Below are 21,348 nucleotides of genomic sequence, written 5' to 3' on the forward strand. Positions count from 1 at the left end.
TTCGTTTTAAAATTTAGGAGTATGATTCAAGGTTTTATCTTTTCCGGCGGTATAGGCTTGTTCGATGGCCGCATGAAGATATTCTTTCGCGGAACGCACCGCTTCGAATAACGTTCTACCGTGTGCGAGATAGGATGTGATCGCGGAAGAATACGTGCAACCCGTTCCGTGCGGATAAAACCCGCTGATAAACGGTTTTTCGAATTTGGAGAGAGTTTTCCCATCGTATAAAATATCGAGGGCGATTTTCTCGTTTTGCAAGTGACCGCCTTTGAGCAGCACTGGAACTTTGAATTTTTTGAATATTTCTTCCGCAAGGCCCGGCATTTCGTCGCTCTTTGAGATTTTTTTTCCGGAAAGAATTTCCGATTCGTCCAGATTCGGAGTGATGAGATCGGAGATCGGAATCAACTTCGTCAACAGGGCTTCGATCGCTGAATCCTGTAAAAGTTTGGCGCCGCTGGTCGCAACCATCACTGGATCGATCACTAAGGAAAATATCCTTCCTTCTTTCTTTCGCAAAGTCAAAAGCGAACTCGTTCTTTCGATGATCGCAGTTGAAAACAACATTCCCGTTTTGATCGCTTGGACGGGAAAGTAATCGAGAACAGCCGTAATTTGTTTTTCCAAAAAGTCCGCATCCACTTCTAAGATGCCGGTTACGCCGGAGGGATTCTGCGCGGTTAAACAAGTGATCGCGGATGTTCCGAAAGTATCCAATGCGGTGAATGTTTTGAGATCCGCTTGAATTCCAGCGCCGCCTCCCGAATCCGAGCCGGCGATCGTAAGAGTTACTGGTTTGTTGGTATGAGTCATTGACGAATCTTCCAATTTCGGGTCGTAAGAAACCAGGAAAAATTTTATTTTCTTTTTTTGCGAGCGCTCTTGTGCGGGATCGTGTCCGGCCATCCGAAAACTTTCAAATCTACCGTTTCAGCGGAGTTGAAACGGATTCCTTCGTCTTCGAGAATTTTCTTTTGCAGAATCGAACGACCCGTATCTCCTCGAAATGAAATTTTTCCCTGGCCGTTGATCACTCTCTGCCAAGGAACTTTTTGCTCCTGACCTTTGGACAACGCGTTCAAAGCATAACCGACGGCGCGCGACGCTCTCGGTTTTCCCAAAAGAGCCGCGATTCTTCCGTAAGAAGTGACCTTACCTCGGGGAACTTTTTTGACGAGCGCATATACTTCCTTAAAAAAAGAAGTCTCCGAAGAATCCGTTTCCTCTTTCACGTTATGCGTCTTTGTTTTGAGTTTCGCTTTTAAAACCATGACTACGTATGTGCGATTTCCGTTGGAACGGCTTCCGGGTTAATCGGAAGTTCCACCCGAAAAACGGTTTTACCCGGATTGGATGTCAGAGTGATTTTCCCTTTGTGTTTTTCAACGATTCCCTTTACGATTCCAAGACCGAGGCCGGTTCCTTCTCCTTGATCCTTCGTCGTAAAGAACGGATCCCAGATTCGATCCTGGATTCTCGCAGGAATTCCGGGACCGTCGTCTTCGATTTGAACGATCACGGTGCCGTCCGTTGGAAAAACGGAAATCTCGATTCTCCCTTTACCTTTCATAGCTTGCACCGCGTTTTGAATTAGATTCGTCCAAACCTGATTGAGTTCGTCCGGATTGCAAGTGACGAGGGGAATTTCCTGAAAGTTTCGAATCACTTCGATTCCGTATTTCACTTGGTTATGAAGAATTACCAACGTCGTTTCCAAACCTTCGATGATATTCGCGGGAGAAAACGTTTTCGACTGATCCAAGTGAGAATAGGACTTCAGCGCCTTTACGATTCGAACCACGTTTCGAATCGCATAACGTATGTTTTTGATATTCCGGTTGATATTCGTCGCGTTTTTGAGCATCAAGTAACCGCGGTCGTCGTCTTTAAGAATGATGCTGTAGATGTATTTCCGTTCCTCTCCGATCTGATTCTCTATGATGAAATTGGAAAGTTCCGAAGTAAGAGCCGGACCGAAGTTCATGTTTTTCATCTCTTCCTTCAGCTCGTTTTTTAAACGGAATTTTTCTCGCGAATCCAATTCCGAATTTTTTTTATCACGAAGCAAATGAAGAAGGGCGAGTTCGAAATTCTTACGCAGCTTTCTGTTTCTCGCAAGAAGAACGATGTCGAAGATATTTCTTACGAGATAATTCATGTTTTGATCGAGATTGTCCGCGGCCCCGTTGATGACGCCGGCCGGCGTGTTGATTTCGTGCGCGATTCCGGCAACCATGATCCCGAGAGAAGCCATCTTCTCTGACATGATGAGCTGCGACTGAGCGTTCTCCAATTCGTGTGTCCGGCTTTTTACCTTTTCTTCCAAGGTTTCGGTCAACTCGATCAAACGTTCGTAAAAGATCGCATTGGAAAGGGACATCACGGAAACGGAGCGGATCTCGTTGAGCTTTTCGATTTCGGAGGAGGAATATTTTTTTCGATTCTTCTTTTCTCCGAGAACGATCATACCTAAAAGACTTCGGTTTAAAATCAAAGGAACAACGAGTTCCGCTTCCGTCTTCGTAAAAAAGGATTCCGCGGATTTCGCGATCTTACTCAAACCGGGATTGGTTTCGAATTCCTTGAGATCGTAGATCTTATCGTTTTCGGTGACCCAAAGCAAAAACGGATCAAAGATAAAGAATTGAATTTCGCCTTCGTCCGGAAACGGAGCGAACTTTCCCATCTCCTCCTTCCATAAAAAGATCGTGACCTTTTTTGCGGGAATGATCGTCTGAATGAATTTCAAAATCTTTTCGCATACGAGCGCAGTTAAGTTCGTGGCGATCAGATCGTTCTTAAACTGATCCAAAACGGAAAGATAACGAACGATTTCGGTATTCGAGGACTGAAGAAACGGAAAGATTCTTCCTAAGAATTTTCCGGAAATTCTTCTTAAAATTCGGATCGAAAGAATGTAGACTATAAATCCTAGGATCACACCGGGGAGAAGTGTGATGAGAATTCTGTAGGATTCGAAAGAAAAGAAATGGAATGACTGTAAAGTTAGCACGGAGATAAGCTGAAATCCGGCTATCAAAAGAATCAGATAAACGATTGGCCCTAAGGCGTTGAGTCTCTGGGTCGACATAGAAAACGCGTAAGAATCATGTTAGAGTCGGATAAATCAGTCAAAGAATTTTTTACCATTTCCCGCGTTTACGGAGCCTACTACGAAATTTATTCTCCGGAGCGCGGAACGGTACGAGCGTTTTTGCGCGGTAAGCTCCGGACCATCTCAGCGGAGGAAAGACATCCGTTCGTTGTCGGAGATAAAATTCTCGCGGAACATTCCGCGGGCCAAGACTGGGTGATCTCCGAACGATTGGAAAGAAATTCTTTCCTGACGCGGAAGAGCCGCGAAGGCGACACGCAGGTGTTATGCGCGAATGCGGATCAGACCGCGGTTTTGGTTTCTCTTAAATCTCCCGAAACCAAGGACGGTTTTATCGATCGTTGTTTGGCGGCGGTATTTACTTCTAAAACTCTTCCGTTGATCGTTTTTACGAAACTGGATTTGGCCTCGAAAGAAGAAGCGGAAACGCGTTCGAAAATGTATCGAGATCTCGGTTATCAAACCCTAGGAATTTCCTGTTCAACGGGCGAAGGAATCCCCGAATTGCGGGAATATCTTCGAGGAAAAACGACGTTTCTCGTCGGAAATTCGGGAGTTGGGAAGTCTACTTTAATCAATGTGCTGACCGAAAAGCAGGTTCAAAAGACTTCGGGGATCAGCGTTTCCAAGGATAAAGGAAAGCATACGACTACGAATTCCCTTTTGCTCGTTATGGAGGACGGAACGACTTTGATCGATTCTCCCGGAATCAAGGAGTGGGGGATTCTCCATCTAAAAAAAGAGGAAATCTTGGAGAGTTTTCCCGAGCTCGCGAGTCAAAAAAAGCATTGTGAAGAATCAAATTGTTGTAAATTATCTTCTCATTGTGCGATGTTATCCGCTCTCGACACTGAAATTATAACTTCGGAAAGAAAGAAAAGTCTGGAATCGATGATCGCAAGCCTTGATAATCCACATAGAGTCACACGGAGAGATAGAATTTCAAAATGAAAGTGACGCATTCTTATCTGGAATTTGATTCCATTGAAGACCTGATCGATTTTACGAAAGAATTCGAAACGGGATCGATGATTCGTTTTCTTTCCCCGATCGAAGACAATTCGGGAAACGTTCTCGTAAAGGAAGAAGTGCAGGTAAAAGAGTCCGCGCTCGCCCGGCTGAAGGACATCAAAGGACAATATACTCCTAAATTCGAAGTAAAGTTAAACAAAGAACTCGTAGAACAGATACAGAATATTCTCGCGATCAAGATCGTAAATCAGCTCAAGATTTCGGAAATGAAATTCCTGAAATTCATGTATGAGAATACTACTTATAACTACAAAGGCATCATCCGAAATTCTCTTCTTTCCAAAAAGATCGTTCTTGCTCTTTTAAAAGTATATAATCAAAATATAAACTTCTTTCGATATATCAGCGAGCTGGGGCTTTTGACCCTCGGAATCGTCATGATCCCCGATACGATGAAATTTCGTCTTCTTCGAAGATACGCCTTTACCGCCGGAATTCTGATGGATATTCCGCGGATCAATGCGGACCGATTCACGAAACTTCCCGCAGAAGACAGCGAAAAAGTCCGCGTTGCTCAAAAGTGTTCCGATATATTACAAAAATTGGATCTTGTTGAATTCAGTTACAGCGCGATTTCCAGCCACATGCCGCTCGGAATGATGGATAACCCCGATAGACCGATTTCGATCGATAAGTCGGGTCAAGAGAATCCGGACGAAGCTTTTTTTGACGATATCATTTCGAACGACGGAGAAAGCGATTCGAAAGAAAACGATAAATCCCGAGAAGACGCAATTCCCGAAAAATCCTACGACTTTTTCCAGGCGCTCTTAACAGACGCTCTGAAATTGGCGCGTTACATCGCAAACGTCAGCCACAATGCGGCTGACAAGGATTATGTTATGGAAGAGTTAGTGTATTACATAGCATACAACACTTCCAAAAAATATTTCGACGAACTTCTCGCAAATCCTCTGGTTTCAATTTTTAAAGAATTCGAAGTCAACGTAAAACGAATGAGAAAGATCGCGGAAGTGGAGATGAAATGTATGTATCCTCCGTCCGCCTGGGCGTATCCGAAGCCGAAATCCAGTCAGGTTCTTTGCAAAAATAAGGTTTGGGGTTGCCCGAACATCGTTATGGGTTGGGACATTCACGTAATTACTGCCCAGGAAGCGTTCGGCTGGGTCGGAACAAGTCTTCCGATCGATAATTATCCGAAATGCAAGCTGGAAGAAGAATTGGATTCGATTCACGTCGAACCGGAAAAATCGAAGAAAACCTGAATTATCCTTTGATTTAGGGCATTTTTTCTGGAAATTAGTTTTATCTGTGGTATAACTAAATCTGAATTCTTGCAATTTTTTTCTTGTAAGCCTGTTGTTTAGAATGCAATCTTTTTACAGTTCGGGGGTTAATATGAATCGTTCTCTATGGATTGCGGTGACTTGCGTATTTTTTACGTTATCCATCGCTTGTAGCACTAATAAATCATCCGGTACGGACCAAGTAAAGACCGAGTCTGATACGGCAGCAGCGAGAATCGTATGGGTTCTCGGTGATGTAAAAATTCTTTCCGATGCCGGTGAGAAAAAAGCCGAACTCGGAACCGCGCTTGCTTCCACCGACCGCGTTGTAACCGGATCCAACGGCGGAGCGGAGATCATGGTTGCGGACAGCGGTATTATTAAGATGTCCAAAAATTCCGACATCGAGATTTCCACTCTCATGAATCCTAATGGATCGGACACAAACGTTCAAGTGAACTACGGAAAAATCGTGACCATGGTCAAAAAAGGTCAGAAAAGCACCGAGTTTACCGTTTCTACTCCGACCGCACTTGCAGGTGTTAGAGGAACTTCTTTCTTAACTTCCGTAGAAAGTCCAGAAGGATCCAAAATCAACTGTGCAAAAGAAAATTGCACCGTTCGTTTTGCCGTGATCGAAGGAACAATCGCGGTTTCTAAAAAGGGAGAATCATCCGAAGTCATTCTCAGCAAGAATCGCGAACTTAGAATCGAGAAGAATCAAAAACTTACGGACAAGTTGATTCGTTCTCTTCAAAAAGATTCTTTAACCGAAATGAAGGAGCTGATCGTTCTTCATAAAAACGAAACCTTCGAATACGGAAAACTTGTGGAAGAACTGAAATCTTCCAGCGAAGAACTGAAAATTTTGAGCCAATCCGGTTCCGTCGAAGAGGCGAAAGCCGAACTTCAAAAGCGTGAAGCGAATCGCAACAACGCCGATGAAGTGACAAAGACCGCTAAGGCAGTCAATGAAACCAAATACGTTCAACAAGACGTACAAAAGGAAAAGCTGAAATTAAACCCGAAAGAAACTTTCTAAGTTTCAGCCCACCCTGAACACCGCATAAACCGGGGAAATTTCCCCGGTTTTTTTATTTTTAGCCGGATCATCGAAAATTACGGATGATCGATCCCCCGAAAGTTTTTATAATGGATTTCTCATTCAACTAGGTGGAAAATTATTGACTCCTATGAAATTTATTTTTAACCCAAAACGACTCTTCGTATTCTATATTCTATTCTTATTAATCCTTATAGATTGTTCTTCCGTTCAAAAAATCGAAAATTTCAATTCCGTTTTGCAGGAGCCCGTCTTCAAAGCCCTCAAAGAGGAAGAGGCGATGTTGGGAGGAAGCTCCGATACGGACTATAAGATCCGTAAAACGGGGAACGCCGTTCCTATTTTCGCGTTAGCTCCCATTAACGTCCCTAAAGAGATGGATGCGAAACTCGCTTCGTTTTTGAGCGACGAGGTTCGTTTGATCTGGGCCAAAGTAAAAGGCAAGCAAGCGCGCATAACGGATGCGTCCTGGAAGAATTCTTCCCTGCTTTCTCAAGAACTGAAACGTTTGAACGTCGACGCGGTGATCAAAACCGATATCCGCGAAGTTTCCGGAAAGTGGGCCGTAACTCAAAAAATCACCGACCCGGTTAAGGAAATCGTATACGGAACCGTAGACGCTTCCTTTCAACCTCCTCAGATGCAGGATGATCTTCAGGCCAATCAAGTTTATTATCTGAAACACGGTTCGGGAGTTCTCGCGCTGGATCCGAAGTCTTCTTTGGTCCCGATTTGGGAAAAATCTTTGAGTTCCGGCGAGATCGATTCTATCCTTAAGAAATCGATTCAAGGTTATCTTTCTTTCAGCGCCTCTTCCGCGGATACGGAAGTTACGTTTCAAGGTGAGAAGATCGGAATCGCTTCGTTTCGCAATTATCCTTTACCGGAAGGTTTGCAACAGATTCAAATCACCCGTCCCGGACAAAAGGATATCGTCAAATCTTTGCAGATTCGTTCGGGACAAACCGTTTCCATTTATCAAGAATGGAAAGAAGATAGAACTCTCGGCGGCTTGAGAATTTTGAGTTTTCCGGAAGCGCTTCAAGTCGCGTTAGACGGCTTTCGAACCGGAGAAACTCCGTTTTACAGAAGTAACCTCTCTCCAGGCGCGATGCAGCTAGAACTGGTGCGTGATACCGAAAACGGTCCTCTCGTTTATTACGAAGGACAATTGATCGTCGAAGCGGATAAGATCACCGAAATTGCGTTGCCCTATAAAACGGACAATCTTGTTTCCGAACCCGAATTCTGGAAACTTTCCGGGGAAAAAGGATTTCAGGCATTTTCCGGAAAAGCATTAGATTTTCAGAATGTTTCTTCCTCTTTGCCTCCGGGTTGGTACGGAGTTTTCTCGGCTCCGTTCGTTCCGGAAAATCTCGAACTGGAAGGAATTCTTCCGATCAGTTCCGAATTGGATTCCGGAATTGTTGCGATCTCGTTTCACACTCCGAAAAAGACGATCAGTCTGGAATACGAAAAGGAACGATTGAGCGTTTATTCCTTTCCTTCCACCGGAAATAACGTAGGAACCTATAAATTCAAACAAGAAACGAAAGAAGACGGGCGCCCCTTCCGAATCGTAACGGATACGAAAGAAGGAATCATTCGGTTGTATCTGGGTTATTCCAAAGTTCTGGAAGATAAGTTCGAGCCGAACGGCGGCGTCTGGAGAATTTCCGTTCTCACCCGAGGAGAAAAGTTTTCGAAACGTTCTCCACTTAGAAACCTCAAGATCGAATACAAGGGATACAAATGAAAGGTCTGAATTCCATGAAAAAGAATGTCGTATTAATTTCCATTCTCGTCCTGATCGGCGGACAATTCACCGTCAACTGTTTGAGCAAGGATTTCCGCAAGTCTCAGACGCAGGATTCCATTTTAGAAAAGGATTCCGCGGCCCGCGAAAAACTCAAACGAGTATCAAAGATTTTGAATGAAGGAAATTCCTTTTTTCAAAAAGGAAACTTCGAGCGATCTCTTGAAAAAGCGAACCTCGCCATAAACACGTATCCAACCGCGCCCGGTTATTATCTCGCCGGGATTTCCGAATATAAACTCGGTAAAAATCAGGACGCGCTCGTTTCACTTAAAAAAGGAACCGAGGTCGATCCCGAAAACGAACAGATTCTTCTTACGTTAGGAATCATTTATACTGCGGAAGGAAAGAACGAGGACGCGATCGAAGTCTACGGAAAATTGGAATCCCTTCCCGTTAAAGAGAAATACAATTATTCCTTTAAGAAGGCGGTTCTTTTAAAGAATCAAGGTAAGTTCGAACAATCGTATGCGACTTTGAAAAAGATTCCGGTAAAGGAATTCGCGTTTCCCGCTCAATTAAATATGCAGCTCGGTGATGCGGCGGTTCAGCTTAAAAAATACGAAGAAGCCGAAGTTTATTTCGAAGAAGCAAGAAAGAATGATCCTGAGTTGTTGTCCGCGAAAAAATCCGCTTCTGTGACCCGAGTCGCTTCGGCTTTGGAAAACGGAAATCAAGCGATGAGAAAGAAGAATTATAAGGAAGCCGCTTCTCATTTTCAAAGCGCGGTTCAAAACGATCCGAAAAACCCTGCGCCGTATATCTTTCTTGGAAACGCAAGAATTCTTACCGGCGAATACGAAGCCGCATTGAAGTCTTTCGAAACTTCTCTCGCGCTTAAGCCGGATTATCAGGAAGCGATTTCCGGAATCGCCGCGGTACATTACAAAACCGGTAACTATCGAAAATCCGTTTCCGTTTTGGAAAAGGCGATCTCCGTATTTCCGAACAATGCGGTTTATCAAAATCAGATGGGTTTGAACATGAAGGCTCTCGGCGAACCCGCAAAGGCCCTCGTTTATTTTACAAGAGCCCAGGAACTTGATCCTGCGTTCGCGGAACCGGTGGCAAACTTGGTCTTTCTTTTAATCGCGGAAAATCGTTATAAAGCGGCGAGAAGGGAAGTCGAATCGTTAAAATCCGAAACCGATAAAAAACAAATCCTCGCGTTCATCGACGTTTCCGAACAAATCTATGAAGGGGATCGGCATCTCCGAAAAGGCGATTTCAAAGGAGCAAAATCCTTCTACGAAAAAGCGAAGAAGGCTTCCGCGGAAGAACCTTCCGTTTACAACGCGTTCGGACGATTGTATTTCGTGTCCGGCGAACCGAAGTCTTCGGAGGAGAATTTTAAAAAAGCTCTTTCCATCGATAAACAGAACATTCCCGCTCTTCAAGGATTGATTCGTCTTTATTCTTCCCAAAAGAATCAAACGCTTGCAAATCAATACACGAAAGAACTAGAAAATTTAACCGGTAACGATCCCTCTGCGGCGATCGTTTTAGGAAGAACATACGAGGATAAAAAAGAATACGAAAAGGCCGAAACGGTTTATAAAAATCTTCAGAAAAAATTTCCGACCAACGAAGCGGTCAACTTCCGTCTTGCGATGTTGTATTATAAGATTTCTCTCGAAGAAAACGAAAAGAGCAATCACGACGCGGCCTTGAATTGGATCGGAAAAGCGGAGAAGCTGTCCAAAGATATTCCCGAAATCGCGGAAACAAGAAAGACGATTCAGGAAAACCAAAAATTCGCGATCGTAATTCCGACCATTCAAAAGGCAAACCGGGCCTTCGATTCGCATCAATACGAAAAAGCGATTCCTCTTTATCAGGAAGCGTTCCAAAAAACCGGAAAACTTACTTTGTATATTAAGATTGCTGAATGTTATTTGGCCCTCGGAAACGAAGAAAAAGGGATTTCCATGCTGGAAAATCCGCCTCAGGGAACCCGTAATATTCAGACAAGAGAAGCGATCAATGCGTTCTTGCTCCGAAAAGGGGAGATCGACAAAGCGGAAGAAGGATTTAAGGAGATTCTCTCCAAAAAACCGGATTCCTATTACAGCCATTATCAGATGGGAATCATTCATCTTCAAAGAAAGAAATACGAAGCTTCGATCGATTCGTTTGATCGATCTCTTCTGTTGAACACCGACTTCGTTGCGGCGAGAATCGGAAAGGGAATTTCCACTTATCATTCCGGAAACAAAAAACTCGCTAAGGAAGAATTTGAAACCGCGATGCAGCAGGATTCCGAAAACGAGCTCGCGCCGTACAACATCGGGATCATTTTGTTCAACGATAATCTTTACAACGAGGCGATCACGATCTTCAAAGAGATCATCCAGAAAAATCCGGAATTCTCTGACGCTCATTATCAGATCTCTTATATCTATTACAAACGCGGCGATCTCGAGCAGGCGGAAAAAGAAATCCGTAAAGCTCTCGATCTAGAAAGAAACGAAAGAAATCTTTTTGCTTTGATCCGAATCCTTTCCGAACAAAAAACGAAGATGGCAAATCCTACGTTTAAAAAGGAAGTTCTGGATTTAGGAAGAGAACTCGCGGAAAAATTCCCGGCTTCCCCACACGCCACACAAGCCGAACGATTGGTGATTGCAGACGAAGATACTCCGGTCATTCTTCAATCCTACCAAAGCAGAGGAAAACTGATCGGAGTTCCGTTGTTAATCAACAATTCCGTAATCTTGAATTACGGCACCAGCGTGGAATCTTTGGATAAGGACCGCGGCGTTCGTCACTGGAGAATTCAAACTTCCGTTCCTTATAAATTCCTTCTCGTGGACAAACGTTTGATCGGAATTTCCGAAAAGAAAATCGAAGTAATGGATTTAAAGACCGGAATCATTTTGAGAGACGTGAAGCTACCCGGCGGTGAAGTCAAAAAGGCGAATCTTTCCGGTGAAAACATTTTAGTCGAAGTCGTTTCCGGAAAAACTTCCAAGATTTATAGTTACTCGGATCAACTTGAGTTGAACGGTTCGATCGCTTTCGAAGGAACGTTCTGGTCGGCTATCAAATCAGGAGCATTGTTCTCGGTAACTCAAAAAGACGGAATCCAAGCACAAGTATATGATTCTTCCTTAAAGGACTTGAACGCAAAAAAGATTTCTCAAAAAGGAAGCGGAGAACTCCGTTATCTCGGTTCGTATGAAACGGGACTTTTCTTTCTTTCCGGTAAGAAGATCGTTTCCATTGATAACGACAAGGTTTCTTCGATCGATCTACCGAGCGAAAATGCTTCTCAGTTTGTAGTTCGTTCTCCGTATCTTTGGTTCCATGCGGGCAAGCAGGTCTATCGGATCGAATCCGGTTCGCTCAAAGTGACTTCGTTTACGGTGGAAGCGGCGGACATCGAAGGGATTCTTCCGGGTAAAAAAGACGACGGGATCGTTCTTTTCAAATCGGGCAAAGCGATTCGTTACGGAATCGACGGCAAACCGATTTGGACTTATCCTCTCAAAGACGAGGAAGGTAAGGTTTATTCTTTGGTGTATCGTTAAAACGTTAAGCGAAGAATTTCGATTTTACCGAGCGCCGGATTTTCCTTTGGAAAGTTCGGCGTTTTCTTTTGTAAGCGGGATGCGTTTATCGTTCCGAAGTTTTTACGAACTTACTTTTCCGACCCGCGTCTTACGGTTTGTTGGAAATTATTTTTTGATGAGAATCTGGTCGATGTAATAGATTCTTTTTCCTTCTTCCCGTTTCTTTCTTTCAAAGTGAGAAACCGGAATTTCACTCCGTTCCAATCTTAGTTCCGCCGTTTCCGGGCGGAAAAGGTCCGAGTCGCGGAAAAGCCGGATGGCCTTTCTTGCGTACGGACCGTAGTCGGTGGCAAAGGAAAACTTGCCTCCTTCCGGAAGAAGGATTCGAAGCGATTCCAAGAATTTTGCGTTCATCGTTCTTTTCTTATGATGTCTTCGTTTGGGCCAAGGATCGGGGAAGTTCAGAAGAATTTCGGAAAACGTGTTTTCTTCAAACACGTCTTCCAGAAACCAATTGAAGTTAACGCAGAGAATTTTCACGTTTTCGAGGGAGTGCTTTTCGATTCCGCGTATCGTATGACGGATTCGATCGAATTTCTTCTCCATCAAAACGAAACCGGTGTCCGGTCTTTGACGCGCCAGAGAGATTGCGACTTCTCCCCAACCCGAACCCAGCTCTAAAAAATATGTCTCGAACTCTTTTGAGAATAAATTTTCTTTTTTCAGTTTCCTTACAGGGCTAGCTTGCAAAAAATATTCCGAAGCGAAAGGAATACCGCCTGCGATCGACCAAAGTTTTTGTTCGAGATCTTGGATCATGGTTTATCGTCAGAGAATTTTACACATTTTGTTTGTCTAATATAATACAGTGAAAGTAAAACTATACGGCGTACGGGGTTCACTCCCCACCCCACTGAGCGAATCGGAATACAGGGAAAAAATCCTCAAAATTCTGAAAGCGGCCCATACTGCAATCAAACAGCAAAACGGAAAGTTTTCAGAGGAAGAGTTCCTAAATTCACTCGATCCGTCTTTATCACGCACCGTGGGGGGAAACACCACATGCGTTTATATCCAAGCTCGATCCGGAGATCGTTATATCATCGATTGCGGTTCCGGAATCCGTCAATTGGGTAACGATCTCCTTGCGGAAGGATTGAAGCCCGGAGATAAGATTCATATCCTGATCACTCACACACACTGGGATCACATCCAAGGTTGGATGTTCTTTAAACCCGCATATTTTCCCGGCGTCGACATCCACTTTTATTCTACCATCCCCAATCTTCAGGAACGCTTCGAAAGACAACAGAATGAGGAAAATTTTCCTCTTCCTCTCTCGGGGATGATGTCCAAAAAAACGTTTCATCTTCTCGAAAAGAATCAAAGCGCTCAGATCGGCGCCGTTCGAATCACTCCGTTTCTTTTGAGACATCCGGGGAATTGCACCGGATTTCGATTCGAAGAGGATGGTAAGAGTTTTCTATTCTGCACGGATGTGGAAGTTCAAGAACCTGACTTGGAAGAATTTCAAGATCTCAAAAAGTCCTTCGGCAGGACGGACATGTTAATTATAGACGCTCAATACAGCTCTGAAGAAGCTGAAAAAAAAGTGGGTTGGGGTCATACTTCCGGAAAAGTCGCCGTTCGCTGCGGAGAAATTTTGGAAGTGGAACGCTTGGTGCTTACGCATCATGAACCCGATCACAAAGACGAAGACATTCTTAGAATCTTTCATCAGGAATCGGGCGCTTCCGTTAAGATGCAAGTTTTGTTGGGACGAGAAAACGATTCGTTTTCTCTCTAAAGACTTTCCGGTTTTTTTAGATCGTTTCGTATTTAAGAATTCTTCTAAAGAGAATTAGACTGTGTTATTCGGCACTTTCGTAAAAATTTTCTTTTCTTTCATTTTATTTGAGTTATGCTGGATCGGCTATGCACACAGAGATGGGACAACAAAAAAAGAATGCGAGCGATGCGTTGGATGATAAACGTTTTTATAAACGTTTTCGGAAGAACAACCTAGTGAAGATGGTTCTTGGTAAGAATGAGATATTGGGAAATCTCGAAGACATAAGTATGATTGGAGCTTCGATCAGTTCTAGGGAAGAAATTCTTCTCGGTGAACGCATTAGATTTATGTCTCCAATACTTTCCGTAGAAATCGAAGCGGATATTATCCGAAGGGATTTGATTCAAGAGAAGTATAAATACGGACTCGTATTTCACGATCTTTCGGATGCTGCCATCGTTGAAATTTTAAACAAGATCGCTTGTACGGATTAAACGGGTTTATTACGATTTCTTTATCTATTTTTTCCGAAGAATCGAAACGATTTTAGAAATATTTTATATACTACCCTTAACTTAGGTATGTACAAGCCGACACTAGTAGTAGAATGAGAATCGGCGGAGAACATAGAATGCAGCTCGGAATTCCCCGAGATGAATCTTTGCATTATATCGGTCACGGACAACTCGAAAGTTCTCCCGCGTCCACTTCCGTTCTTCACGTAATCTCGCACGAACTCGGTCACGTAGCCGAATTTCGCTCCGAAGCGATGAGAGACCGGGCTGAAATTCGTTCGTTGGATATGAAGATCCATTACGAATTTCGAAACGGAAAACTCGTCGCGGTTTCCGGTGAAACTCAGGCGGTCACCGCAAAGAAGTCCGAAGAAACTCCCCGGAAAAACGAAATCTCCCCACCTCAGGAAGAATCACCGGAGGAAAAGGACGCCGTTCAGAAAGAAGAAAAAGCCGACGCTTCCAAGACTCGTTTGGAAGATAAGGAAAAACAGATTCTTTCCGAAATCCGCAGAATCGAATCCGAACTCAAGACGTTTGAAACGGAGAATCAAGGCGCCGAACAAGAAAAAGACTTCGATTCCACCCGTAAAACGGAACTAGAAGAAAGAAAAAGAAAACTCGAAATGGCGCTCAATCAGGAAAAATTGAAGTCGATTTTAGAGGATACGATGGAGACGTTCCAGGAGTTGGTGGATAAACAAACTCAAATGAGTTTACGAATTTTGAATGCGAATTCTTCCGATAAACTCGGAAACCTTTTCGACGCGAAGGCCTGATTTTATTTAAGAGATTTCCTCGATCCGTTCCGTATAACTTTCCGACGTAGTTCCGACCGCACTAATCAAAGAATCCACGATTTTTCTCAGTTCGAGCAAACCCTTTCCGGACTTATTCGATACAAGAACCGTTTCGAGCATCGGATATAATTCGTGAATATTCTTCATTTTCTTTCTTAGTTTGGAAAGATCGCTTTGATTGAGTTTATCGATCTTCGTTCTTACTAAAACGGGTTTGATGTTCCGTTCAAAACAAGTTCCGATTAATTCCAGCTCCTCTTCGGGAAGTTCTCTTTGCGAATCACAAACCAAGAACAAACATTTTAGATCTTTTGCGAGATTCAGATAATCCATCAAAAGATCCATCATCGCTTCGTGATCTTTGTGGGAGTTTGCGGAATAACCGAACCCGGGTAAGTCGACAAGATAAACGGAATGATTTACGAAAAAGAAATTCAGTAATTTTGTTTTACCGGGAGTGGAAGAAACTTTTGCGAGGGATTTTCTTTCAAGAATCGCGTTGAGCAAAGAAGATTTGCCCGCGTTGGAACGGCCTGCGAACGCGATTTGCGGAACCCCTTTGGCGGGAATCTTGTTCGCTTCTCCGTAAGACGCGCTGAATTCTACGTCTTTGAAGAATGGTTCGTCCTTTTTTTGAGGATCCTCACTCATCATCCGGGCTCCAGAAGGTCAGGTAAAATCTCAACTTCTCTGTCTGCTACGATATCGCTTATCCTAGTATCCCAAAGACTCAGACAGATCACATCAACTTTCCCTTCCCCGTAAAGAATGGGTAGCATTTTTCTAACCGGAACGGGAATCTCTTTCTGTCTAAAAATTTCTGAAATTTCTATACTCATCCCGTTTTTGCGAATTTTGGCCCCGGGAGGGCATAAATCGGGAATCAATCCGGGAGGAATCTTTTTCTGATTTCCGTTCCATCGGAGAATCATCTCTTTCGGCTCGAATCGGAATTCCTTTAACGCTAACGAATTTTTAGGAATGATATACAAATCGGAGGAAGTAGATTTCCAAAACCACGCTTCCTTATTTTCGATTCCGAAAGAATTCTCCCGTTGAAGACAATGAGTAAGATCCTCGAAAAAATTTCGAGTGATCGGATGTAGATCCAACGAACGCAGATAACGGTCGATGAAAAATTTTCTTTCTCTTTGTGAAAGATCGTTTAAAACCCAGATATCGATTTTCAAAAAAGAAGGAATCTTTTGCGGACTTGTTTCGGCTTCTTTCGGAAAAAGTTTCGCCGCAGGTTTTTCCATCCGATGAAAGTTCTTATAAATCCGATCCGGATCGGCTCCTTCGCTTAACAATAACGGAACGATATCGTTCCGAATTCTGTTTCTAAGATATTCGTTGCTTTGATTGGATTCGTCCTCGAACACGGGCCAAAATTCCGTTCGTAACACGGTTTTGATTTCTTCTTTCGTAAACGCGAATAGAGGTCTGAATCGATTCTTCTCGTACCAACCCAAGGTGCGCAAGGAACTCCAACCGCCTCCGCGGATCAGATTCAACAGAATCGTTTCCAAATAGTCGTTCGAATGGTGGCCGGTAACGATATAACCTTCGTAACGATCCGAAATTCGTTTCAGATCCTTATAACGAAAAGCCCTTCCGGTTTCTTCGAGCGTCTTTCCTAACTTACGCGATAAGAGAGGAACGTTTTTTTTTTTAAAGATTCTCGGAAACGGAAAAGTGGTTTCCGCATATTCAAGAATTCGTTTTTCCTGTTCCAGATTGAAACGGATCGAATGATCCAAATGATAGATGCAAGGTGCGGGAATTTTTTTTTCGACCCAAAGCCAAAAGTAAAAATGAAGTAAAAGGGAAGAATCCTTTCCGCCGGAATACGAAAGAATTGCGGGGCGGGACAGAATCATTTCTTGAAAGGGAAGAATTCTTTCCCATACGGTTTCAAAAATTTTTCGAGTGGATTCGGAGATCTTATCTCTCATGGCAATTCGCAAATGCAGGTTTAACGGATCCTCCGGATTGCTGCAAGAGTAATATCGTCCATCTGTTCTTGGTTTCCCGTAAATTTACGGATCTCGGAAACGATTCCATCCAACATCGCCTGCAAAGGTTCGGTTTGAAAACGGAGAATGGAATTCTTAAATCGTTCCGCTTCGAACTGGATTCCGTCCCGATCGGAAGCTTCTAAAACTCCGTCCGTACACATGATTAAAAGATCGCCCGGCTGCATTCTAAATTGGTTTAGATTTTCGAATTTGGAAACGTCCGGATCGATTCCCAATATGATACCGCCCGTCGCAATCTCTTCGATTTTTTTGGAGGCCGCGCGATAGAGATATAGATTTCCTTGCCCGGCGCCGCTGAACGCAAAGTCGTTTCGGTTCATTTCCCATTTGATGACGGTCATCGACATGAATCGGGGGGAAGGGGAATCGTTGTAATTCTGAAAGATATAAGTGTTTACCGTATTGACGATATCCCAAGGACTTACTTTTTTTCGAACGAGAGAATGGATTATGGTTCTTACGGTTGCCATGACGATTCCCGCAGGAACTCCCTTGCCGCTTACGTCGCCGATACAGATCACCGTTTCTGTGTTAAACGGGTCGGTTATAAAATCGTAGTAATCCCCTCCGACTCCTCTGGCGGTTACCATCGTTCCCGCGAATTCGTATCCGGGATGTTCGGGCATTTTGCGGGGAAGAAGCGATCTCTGGAGTTCCTTCGCGATTTCGATTTCCTTATCAAGTCTTTCCTTTTGCGCCCTTTGATCGAAGAGGTGATAGTTTTGGATCGAGATTCCCGCTTGAATCGAAAACGCATTCAAAACTTCTAATTCTTCAGCGTTGAATTGAAGTCCTTTTCTTTTTCCGAGAATGACTACGATGTCCGATTTGTCCGTATGAACCACGGGAAGAATTGCGAGATTCAATCCCCACATTCCGAATTTTTCGAGTTCGGGAAAGTCGGAGGATAGGGCGAGTTTGGATTCGGTAAGTTCGAAAACCTCTTTGAGAAAGAATTCGTATCGATCCATAGGAAGGGACATTTCTCCGGGAATCGGTTCCAATTCTTTTCTTGTGATTCTTTTTTTGAGCGCTTCAGCCGATTCTTTTTCTTCAGAAGTCGTTTGGATACGGACCTTAAACGTGGATTGTCTTGCTAAATCGACATCCATTCTAATTTCAGGACTCGTAATATTCCCCGTAAGAAAATGACCGAACAAAGTATGATTGTCTTTGTTCCATTCGAAGAGAGAATAAAGATCGTTTTCCGAAAACTCGGTCAAAGACAAAAGGATGACGCGAAAAATTTCCACCTTGTATTTGAATCCTAAAGAGGAGAGTCGCAGCGCCGCGGAATGGAGCGATCGAAAATTGCGGGATTGAGTTTGCGAGACCTCGAATAAGATTCGGTTCTTTAAAGTGACGGCGAACTGAGCCGCGATCAATTCCAGAAAATACCGGTCATTCTCCGCTTTCTCGGGATCGTCCGTTTTATAATCGACGGAGATGATTCCTAAAACTTCTCCGTTGAGATGGATCGGAATCGCAAGAGAAGCGACAGTTCGGTTCAGCCGCGCGTATTGTTTGAAGTGTTTGTGTTTTTGATCGGCGAACCGGTAATAAATCGATCTGCAGTTTTCGATACATTCGGTCAAAGCTCCGTTGTCTTCTCCCTTTTTGATTTCGAAATGAAGAGCGACTTTGGAGAGGGAAGTTTTCTGATTCTTGACCGACATCACGGTCATACGATCCAGCTTCGGTTCGTAAATCATCACGCTCACGCCCGGAATTCCGAGTTTGTAAAAGGCGAGAGAAGTAAAACTTTCCAACAGGTGATTTAGATTCGGACTCGTATTGAAAAGAGAAAGAAATTCGAGCAAAACCTCGTTGCTGAATCTCGTATCCGTTGGGGGTTGCAGTCTTGGATTCTTCCTTTTTTCTAAAATCCATTCTCGGCCGCAGGATCTGCAAAAAAAACGACCCCCATGAAACATTCCGTCCGGAGTTTTAAATTCTGAGCAGAATGCACAGGTCATACGCGTAAAATTATAAAGAATATGGTTTGTACTGATACAAAATTATTTAGGATTTTCTTTAAAATTCACTTCTTTCCATACAGAAAGGCCAAATTCAGCAAGGGACGGAATCTTATGAAATCAAATCCGTCATAGGTACGGATTTGATAGGTATAAATGATTATCAGCACTTCTTAAAAAAACGTTCCAAAAATAAGCGAAAAATAAAAATTAGATTGACCCCAAAAGTATCAAATCGCAAAAATTTTAAGCATGTCAGGATATGTGAAGCCAAGTCCATTAAGATCTATACAAGAAGTTGCAACCGCTATGAATTCAACGTTAGATCCGGATAAACTTCTGGATTTGATTCTAGAGCGTTGTATTCAGATTTGCGAAGTTGGTTCGGGCTCTCTGATGCTGATCAACGAGAAAGAAAATGTTTTGGATATCGTTACCTTCCGGGGAATGAATCCATCGATCCGTACGAAAGTAAAACTCAAGGTTGGGGAAGGAATTACCGGAATCGTGGCCGCTTCCGGAGAAGGGATGATCGTCAGTGACGTAACTGCGAACCCGCATTATATTTCCATTAAGGACGATATCATGTCCGAACTCGCGGTTCCGATGATTGTGGAAGACGTCGTGATCGGGGTGATCTCCTTGGATTCGAGCCGGAAAGGCGCCTTCAACGATGAACACTTGGAAATCATTTCAACGCTTGCCAATCAGGCCGCGCAGATTTTCAAGAACCTACAGATTTTCAGACAACTTGAACAGAAGAATAAAATTCAACAGGTGTTGATCGATATTTCCAGAACCGTGACTTCCACTTTGGTTCTTCAGGAAATTTTCGAAGACATTATGGATCGACTTGAAAAATCCCTGAACTTGGAAAGGGGAAGTATCGTTCTTTTCGAACCCGAAAAGGCGATTTTAAAACTGGAAGCCGCTTCCGGTTTGACCGCCGAAGAAATGGAGAAGGGCGTTTATCTTCCCGGAGAAGGAATCACCGGCAAGGTTTTTGAAACGGGCGAACCGATCATCGTGGAATCGATCGCGAACGACGAAAACTTTTTGAACCGCGTCGGAAACGCCGCGCACTTTAAGAACAATCCGGAGAACGTTAGCTTTCTCGCGGCGCCGATCAAATCGGATACGGACGTTCTGGGGGTCGTAAGCGTTTACTTCGTTCATAAGAAATACATAGATTTAAAAACTTATTTAGACTTTTTACAAGTAGTCGCTTCGGTGATCTATCAGGCGATCCGGATTCAAAAGCTGATCGACGAAGAAAAGAGGGAAATCTCGAGAGAAAACGTTCTTCTCAAACGCGAATTGAAGAATAAATACAAGTTCGGTTCGTTGATCGGTAAATCCAAACCGATGGAAAAACTTTTCGAGATGATTCATCTGGTTTCCGATTCCCGTGCTTCTGTTTTAATCACGGGAGAATCCGGTACCGGTAAGGAGATGATCGCGTCCGCGATTCATTACAATTCTTCCCGCGCCGATAAGCCGTTTATCAAGATCAACTGCGCTGCGATTCCGGAGAACTTACTGGAAAGCGAACTTTTCGGTCACAAGAAAGGTTCCTTTACCGGAGCCGTTGCCGACAAAAAAGGAAAGTTCGAGATGGCCGATACGGGAACGATCTTTCTGGACGAGATCGGTGAGATGGATCTGAATCTTCAGTCCAAGCTTTTGCGGGTTCTTCAGGAAAAGGAAATCGAAGCGGTGGGTTCCGTTAAACCGAAGAAGATCGACGTAAGAATTATCGCCGCTACGAATGCGAATTTGGAAGAGTTGATCACCGAGAAAAAATTCAGACCGGATCTTTTTTACAGACTCAATGTAGTCAATATGGTGACTCCGCCTCTTCGTGAAAGGGCCGATGATATTCCTCTTTTGATCAATCACTTCATCGCGAAATATGCGGAAGAGAACGGTAAAAAGATCACCGGAATCACGAGAGAAGCGCATAAACTTTTGATGAACTACAGTTGGCCGGGTAACGTTCGGGAACTGGAAAACGTGATCGAACGTGCGGTGGTTCTTTCTCAATTGGAGATGCTCGACATTCAGGACTTTTCCGAAATCAATGGACGACTTCTTTACGGTGACGAGGAATTCGATCCTGAATCGGGCGATTCCGAAACGTCGGTCGAAATCGCGAACTCACGATTCTCTTCTTCGCATTTGGACGCTTTGGACGGAAGAGCGATCGAAGTCGTGGTTGGGGAAGTGGAAGCACGTTTGATCAAATACGCGATGAAGAAGTTCAAATATACGAAAACCAGAGTGGCAAAGTTTTTGGGAATCAACCGAAATACTTTGGATAAGAAGATCAAGGATCTGAAGATCGATTATTGAACCTTCGTTAAAAACCGTCGAGTTCCGACAAGAAGACAAGATTCTGGGCGACTTCCGGGGATTTTCTGTTATAGGAAAATTTGTTC

The 21,348-nt window shown here is 43.6% G+C and carries 16 protein-coding genes; 9 read left to right on the forward strand and 7 right to left on the reverse strand.

The features are described 5' to 3' along the window. Positions 1-6 precede the first annotated feature (6 nt). Genes thiD through DLM76_RS06245 form a run of 3 tightly spaced genes read right to left on the reverse strand, consistent with a single transcriptional unit; the run spans position 7 to position 3,094 of the window. Complete coding sequence (gene thiD, locus DLM76_RS06235) at positions 7-816, reverse strand: bifunctional hydroxymethylpyrimidine kinase/phosphomethylpyrimidine kinase (RefSeq protein ID WP_118964688.1); 810 nt, start codon at positions 814-816, stop codon at positions 7-9. A 44-nt stretch (positions 817-860) separates the two neighbouring features. Beyond that, on the reverse strand, positions 861-1,274 hold the full coding sequence (locus DLM76_RS06240; RefSeq protein ID WP_118964689.1) for an MGMT family protein: 414 nt from the start codon (positions 1,272-1,274) through the stop codon (positions 861-863). Positions 1,275-1,276: 2 nt separating this feature from the next. Beyond that, positions 1,277-3,094 carry an ATP-binding protein gene (locus DLM76_RS06245; RefSeq protein ID WP_118964690.1) on the reverse strand — a complete coding sequence of 606 codons (1,818 nt, stop codon included), beginning with the start codon at positions 3,092-3,094 and terminating at the stop codon, positions 1,277-1,279. Between the two features lie 18 nt (positions 3,095-3,112). Between DLM76_RS06245 and rsgA the strand changes: the two genes are divergently transcribed. From rsgA to DLM76_RS06270, 5 genes are all read left to right on the forward strand, one after another. Further along, positions 3,113-4,069 (forward strand): ribosome small subunit-dependent GTPase A, encoded by a 957-nt coding sequence (rsgA, locus tag DLM76_RS06250; protein WP_118964691.1) that lies wholly within the window; start codon positions 3,113-3,115, stop codon positions 4,067-4,069. Continuing rightward, entirely contained in the window at positions 4,066-5,376 is a 1,311-nt protein-coding gene (locus DLM76_RS06255) for a hypothetical protein (protein ID WP_118964692.1), read from the forward strand. Before rsgA ends, DLM76_RS06255 begins: the two co-directional genes overlap by 4 nt. Positions 5,377-5,509: 133 nt before the next feature. Beyond that, on the forward strand, positions 5,510-6,439 hold the full coding sequence (locus DLM76_RS06260) for a FecR family protein (protein WP_118964693.1): 930 nt from the start codon (positions 5,510-5,512) through the stop codon (positions 6,437-6,439). Between the two features lie 151 nt (positions 6,440-6,590). Then, complete coding sequence (locus tag DLM76_RS06265; protein WP_118964694.1) at positions 6,591-8,216, forward strand: LIC10124 family lipoprotein; 1,626 nt, start codon at positions 6,591-6,593, stop codon at positions 8,214-8,216. Beyond that, the gene (locus tag DLM76_RS06270) at positions 8,213-11,806 is read left to right on the forward strand and encodes a tetratricopeptide repeat protein (protein WP_118964695.1); all 3,594 of its coding nucleotides are present in this window, start codon (positions 8,213-8,215) and stop codon (positions 11,804-11,806) included. The genes DLM76_RS06265 and DLM76_RS06270 overlap by 4 nt, the downstream gene beginning before the upstream one ends. A 147-nt stretch (positions 11,807-11,953) precedes the next feature. On the opposite strand, the gene trmB is transcribed toward DLM76_RS06270, so the two are convergent. Then, positions 11,954-12,607 (reverse strand): tRNA (guanine(46)-N(7))-methyltransferase TrmB, encoded by a 654-nt coding sequence (gene trmB, locus DLM76_RS06275; RefSeq protein ID WP_118964696.1) that lies wholly within the window; start codon positions 12,605-12,607, stop codon positions 11,954-11,956. A gap of 49 nt (positions 12,608-12,656) precedes the next feature. On the opposite strand from trmB, the gene DLM76_RS06280 reads away from it, so the two are divergent. The 3 genes from DLM76_RS06280 (at position 12,657) to DLM76_RS06290 (ending at position 14,874) form a co-directional block, all read left to right on the forward strand. Further along, entirely contained in the window at positions 12,657-13,595 is a 939-nt protein-coding gene (locus tag DLM76_RS06280) for an MBL fold metallo-hydrolase (protein WP_118964697.1), read from the forward strand. 128 nt (positions 13,596-13,723) lie between these two features. Beyond that, positions 13,724-14,074, forward strand: a complete 351-nt coding sequence (locus DLM76_RS06285; protein WP_118964698.1) for a PilZ domain-containing protein — start codon at positions 13,724-13,726, stop codon at positions 14,072-14,074. A 113-nt stretch (positions 14,075-14,187) separates the two neighbouring features. Next, positions 14,188-14,874, forward strand: a complete 687-nt coding sequence (locus DLM76_RS06290) for a hypothetical protein (RefSeq protein WP_118964699.1) — start codon at positions 14,188-14,190, stop codon at positions 14,872-14,874. 6 nt (positions 14,875-14,880) lie between these two features. Here DLM76_RS06290 and yihA read toward each other — a convergent pair whose 3' ends face one another. The 3 genes from yihA to DLM76_RS06305 are packed head-to-tail and all read right to left on the reverse strand — an operon-like array spanning position 14,881 to position 18,754. Then, positions 14,881-15,546, reverse strand: coding sequence for a ribosome biogenesis GTP-binding protein YihA/YsxC (gene yihA / locus DLM76_RS06295; protein WP_118954621.1), 666 nt, complete (start codon positions 15,544-15,546; stop codon positions 14,881-14,883). Further along, the gene (gene tilS / locus DLM76_RS06300) at positions 15,546-16,850 is read right to left on the reverse strand and encodes a tRNA lysidine(34) synthetase TilS (RefSeq protein ID WP_118964700.1); all 1,305 of its coding nucleotides are present in this window, start codon (positions 16,848-16,850) and stop codon (positions 15,546-15,548) included. The genes yihA and tilS overlap by 1 nt, the downstream gene beginning before the upstream one ends. A 20-nt stretch (positions 16,851-16,870) precedes the next feature. Then, on the reverse strand, positions 16,871-18,754 hold the full coding sequence (locus tag DLM76_RS06305; RefSeq protein ID WP_425528925.1) for a GAF domain-containing SpoIIE family protein phosphatase: 1,884 nt from the start codon (positions 18,752-18,754) through the stop codon (positions 16,871-16,873). A gap of 465 nt (positions 18,755-19,219) precedes the next feature. Here DLM76_RS06305 and DLM76_RS06310 point away from each other — a divergent pair, with 465 nt between their 5' ends. Beyond that, a complete protein-coding gene (locus DLM76_RS06310) occupies positions 19,220-21,262 on the forward strand; it encodes a sigma-54-dependent Fis family transcriptional regulator (protein WP_167450733.1) in 2,043 nt (680 codons plus the stop codon). Positions 21,263-21,348 lie beyond the last annotated feature (86 nt).

The sequence above is a fragment of the Leptospira yasudae genome (assembly GCF_003545925.1).
GTDB classification, from domain to species: domain Bacteria; phylum Spirochaetota; class Leptospiria; order Leptospirales; family Leptospiraceae; genus Leptospira; species Leptospira yasudae.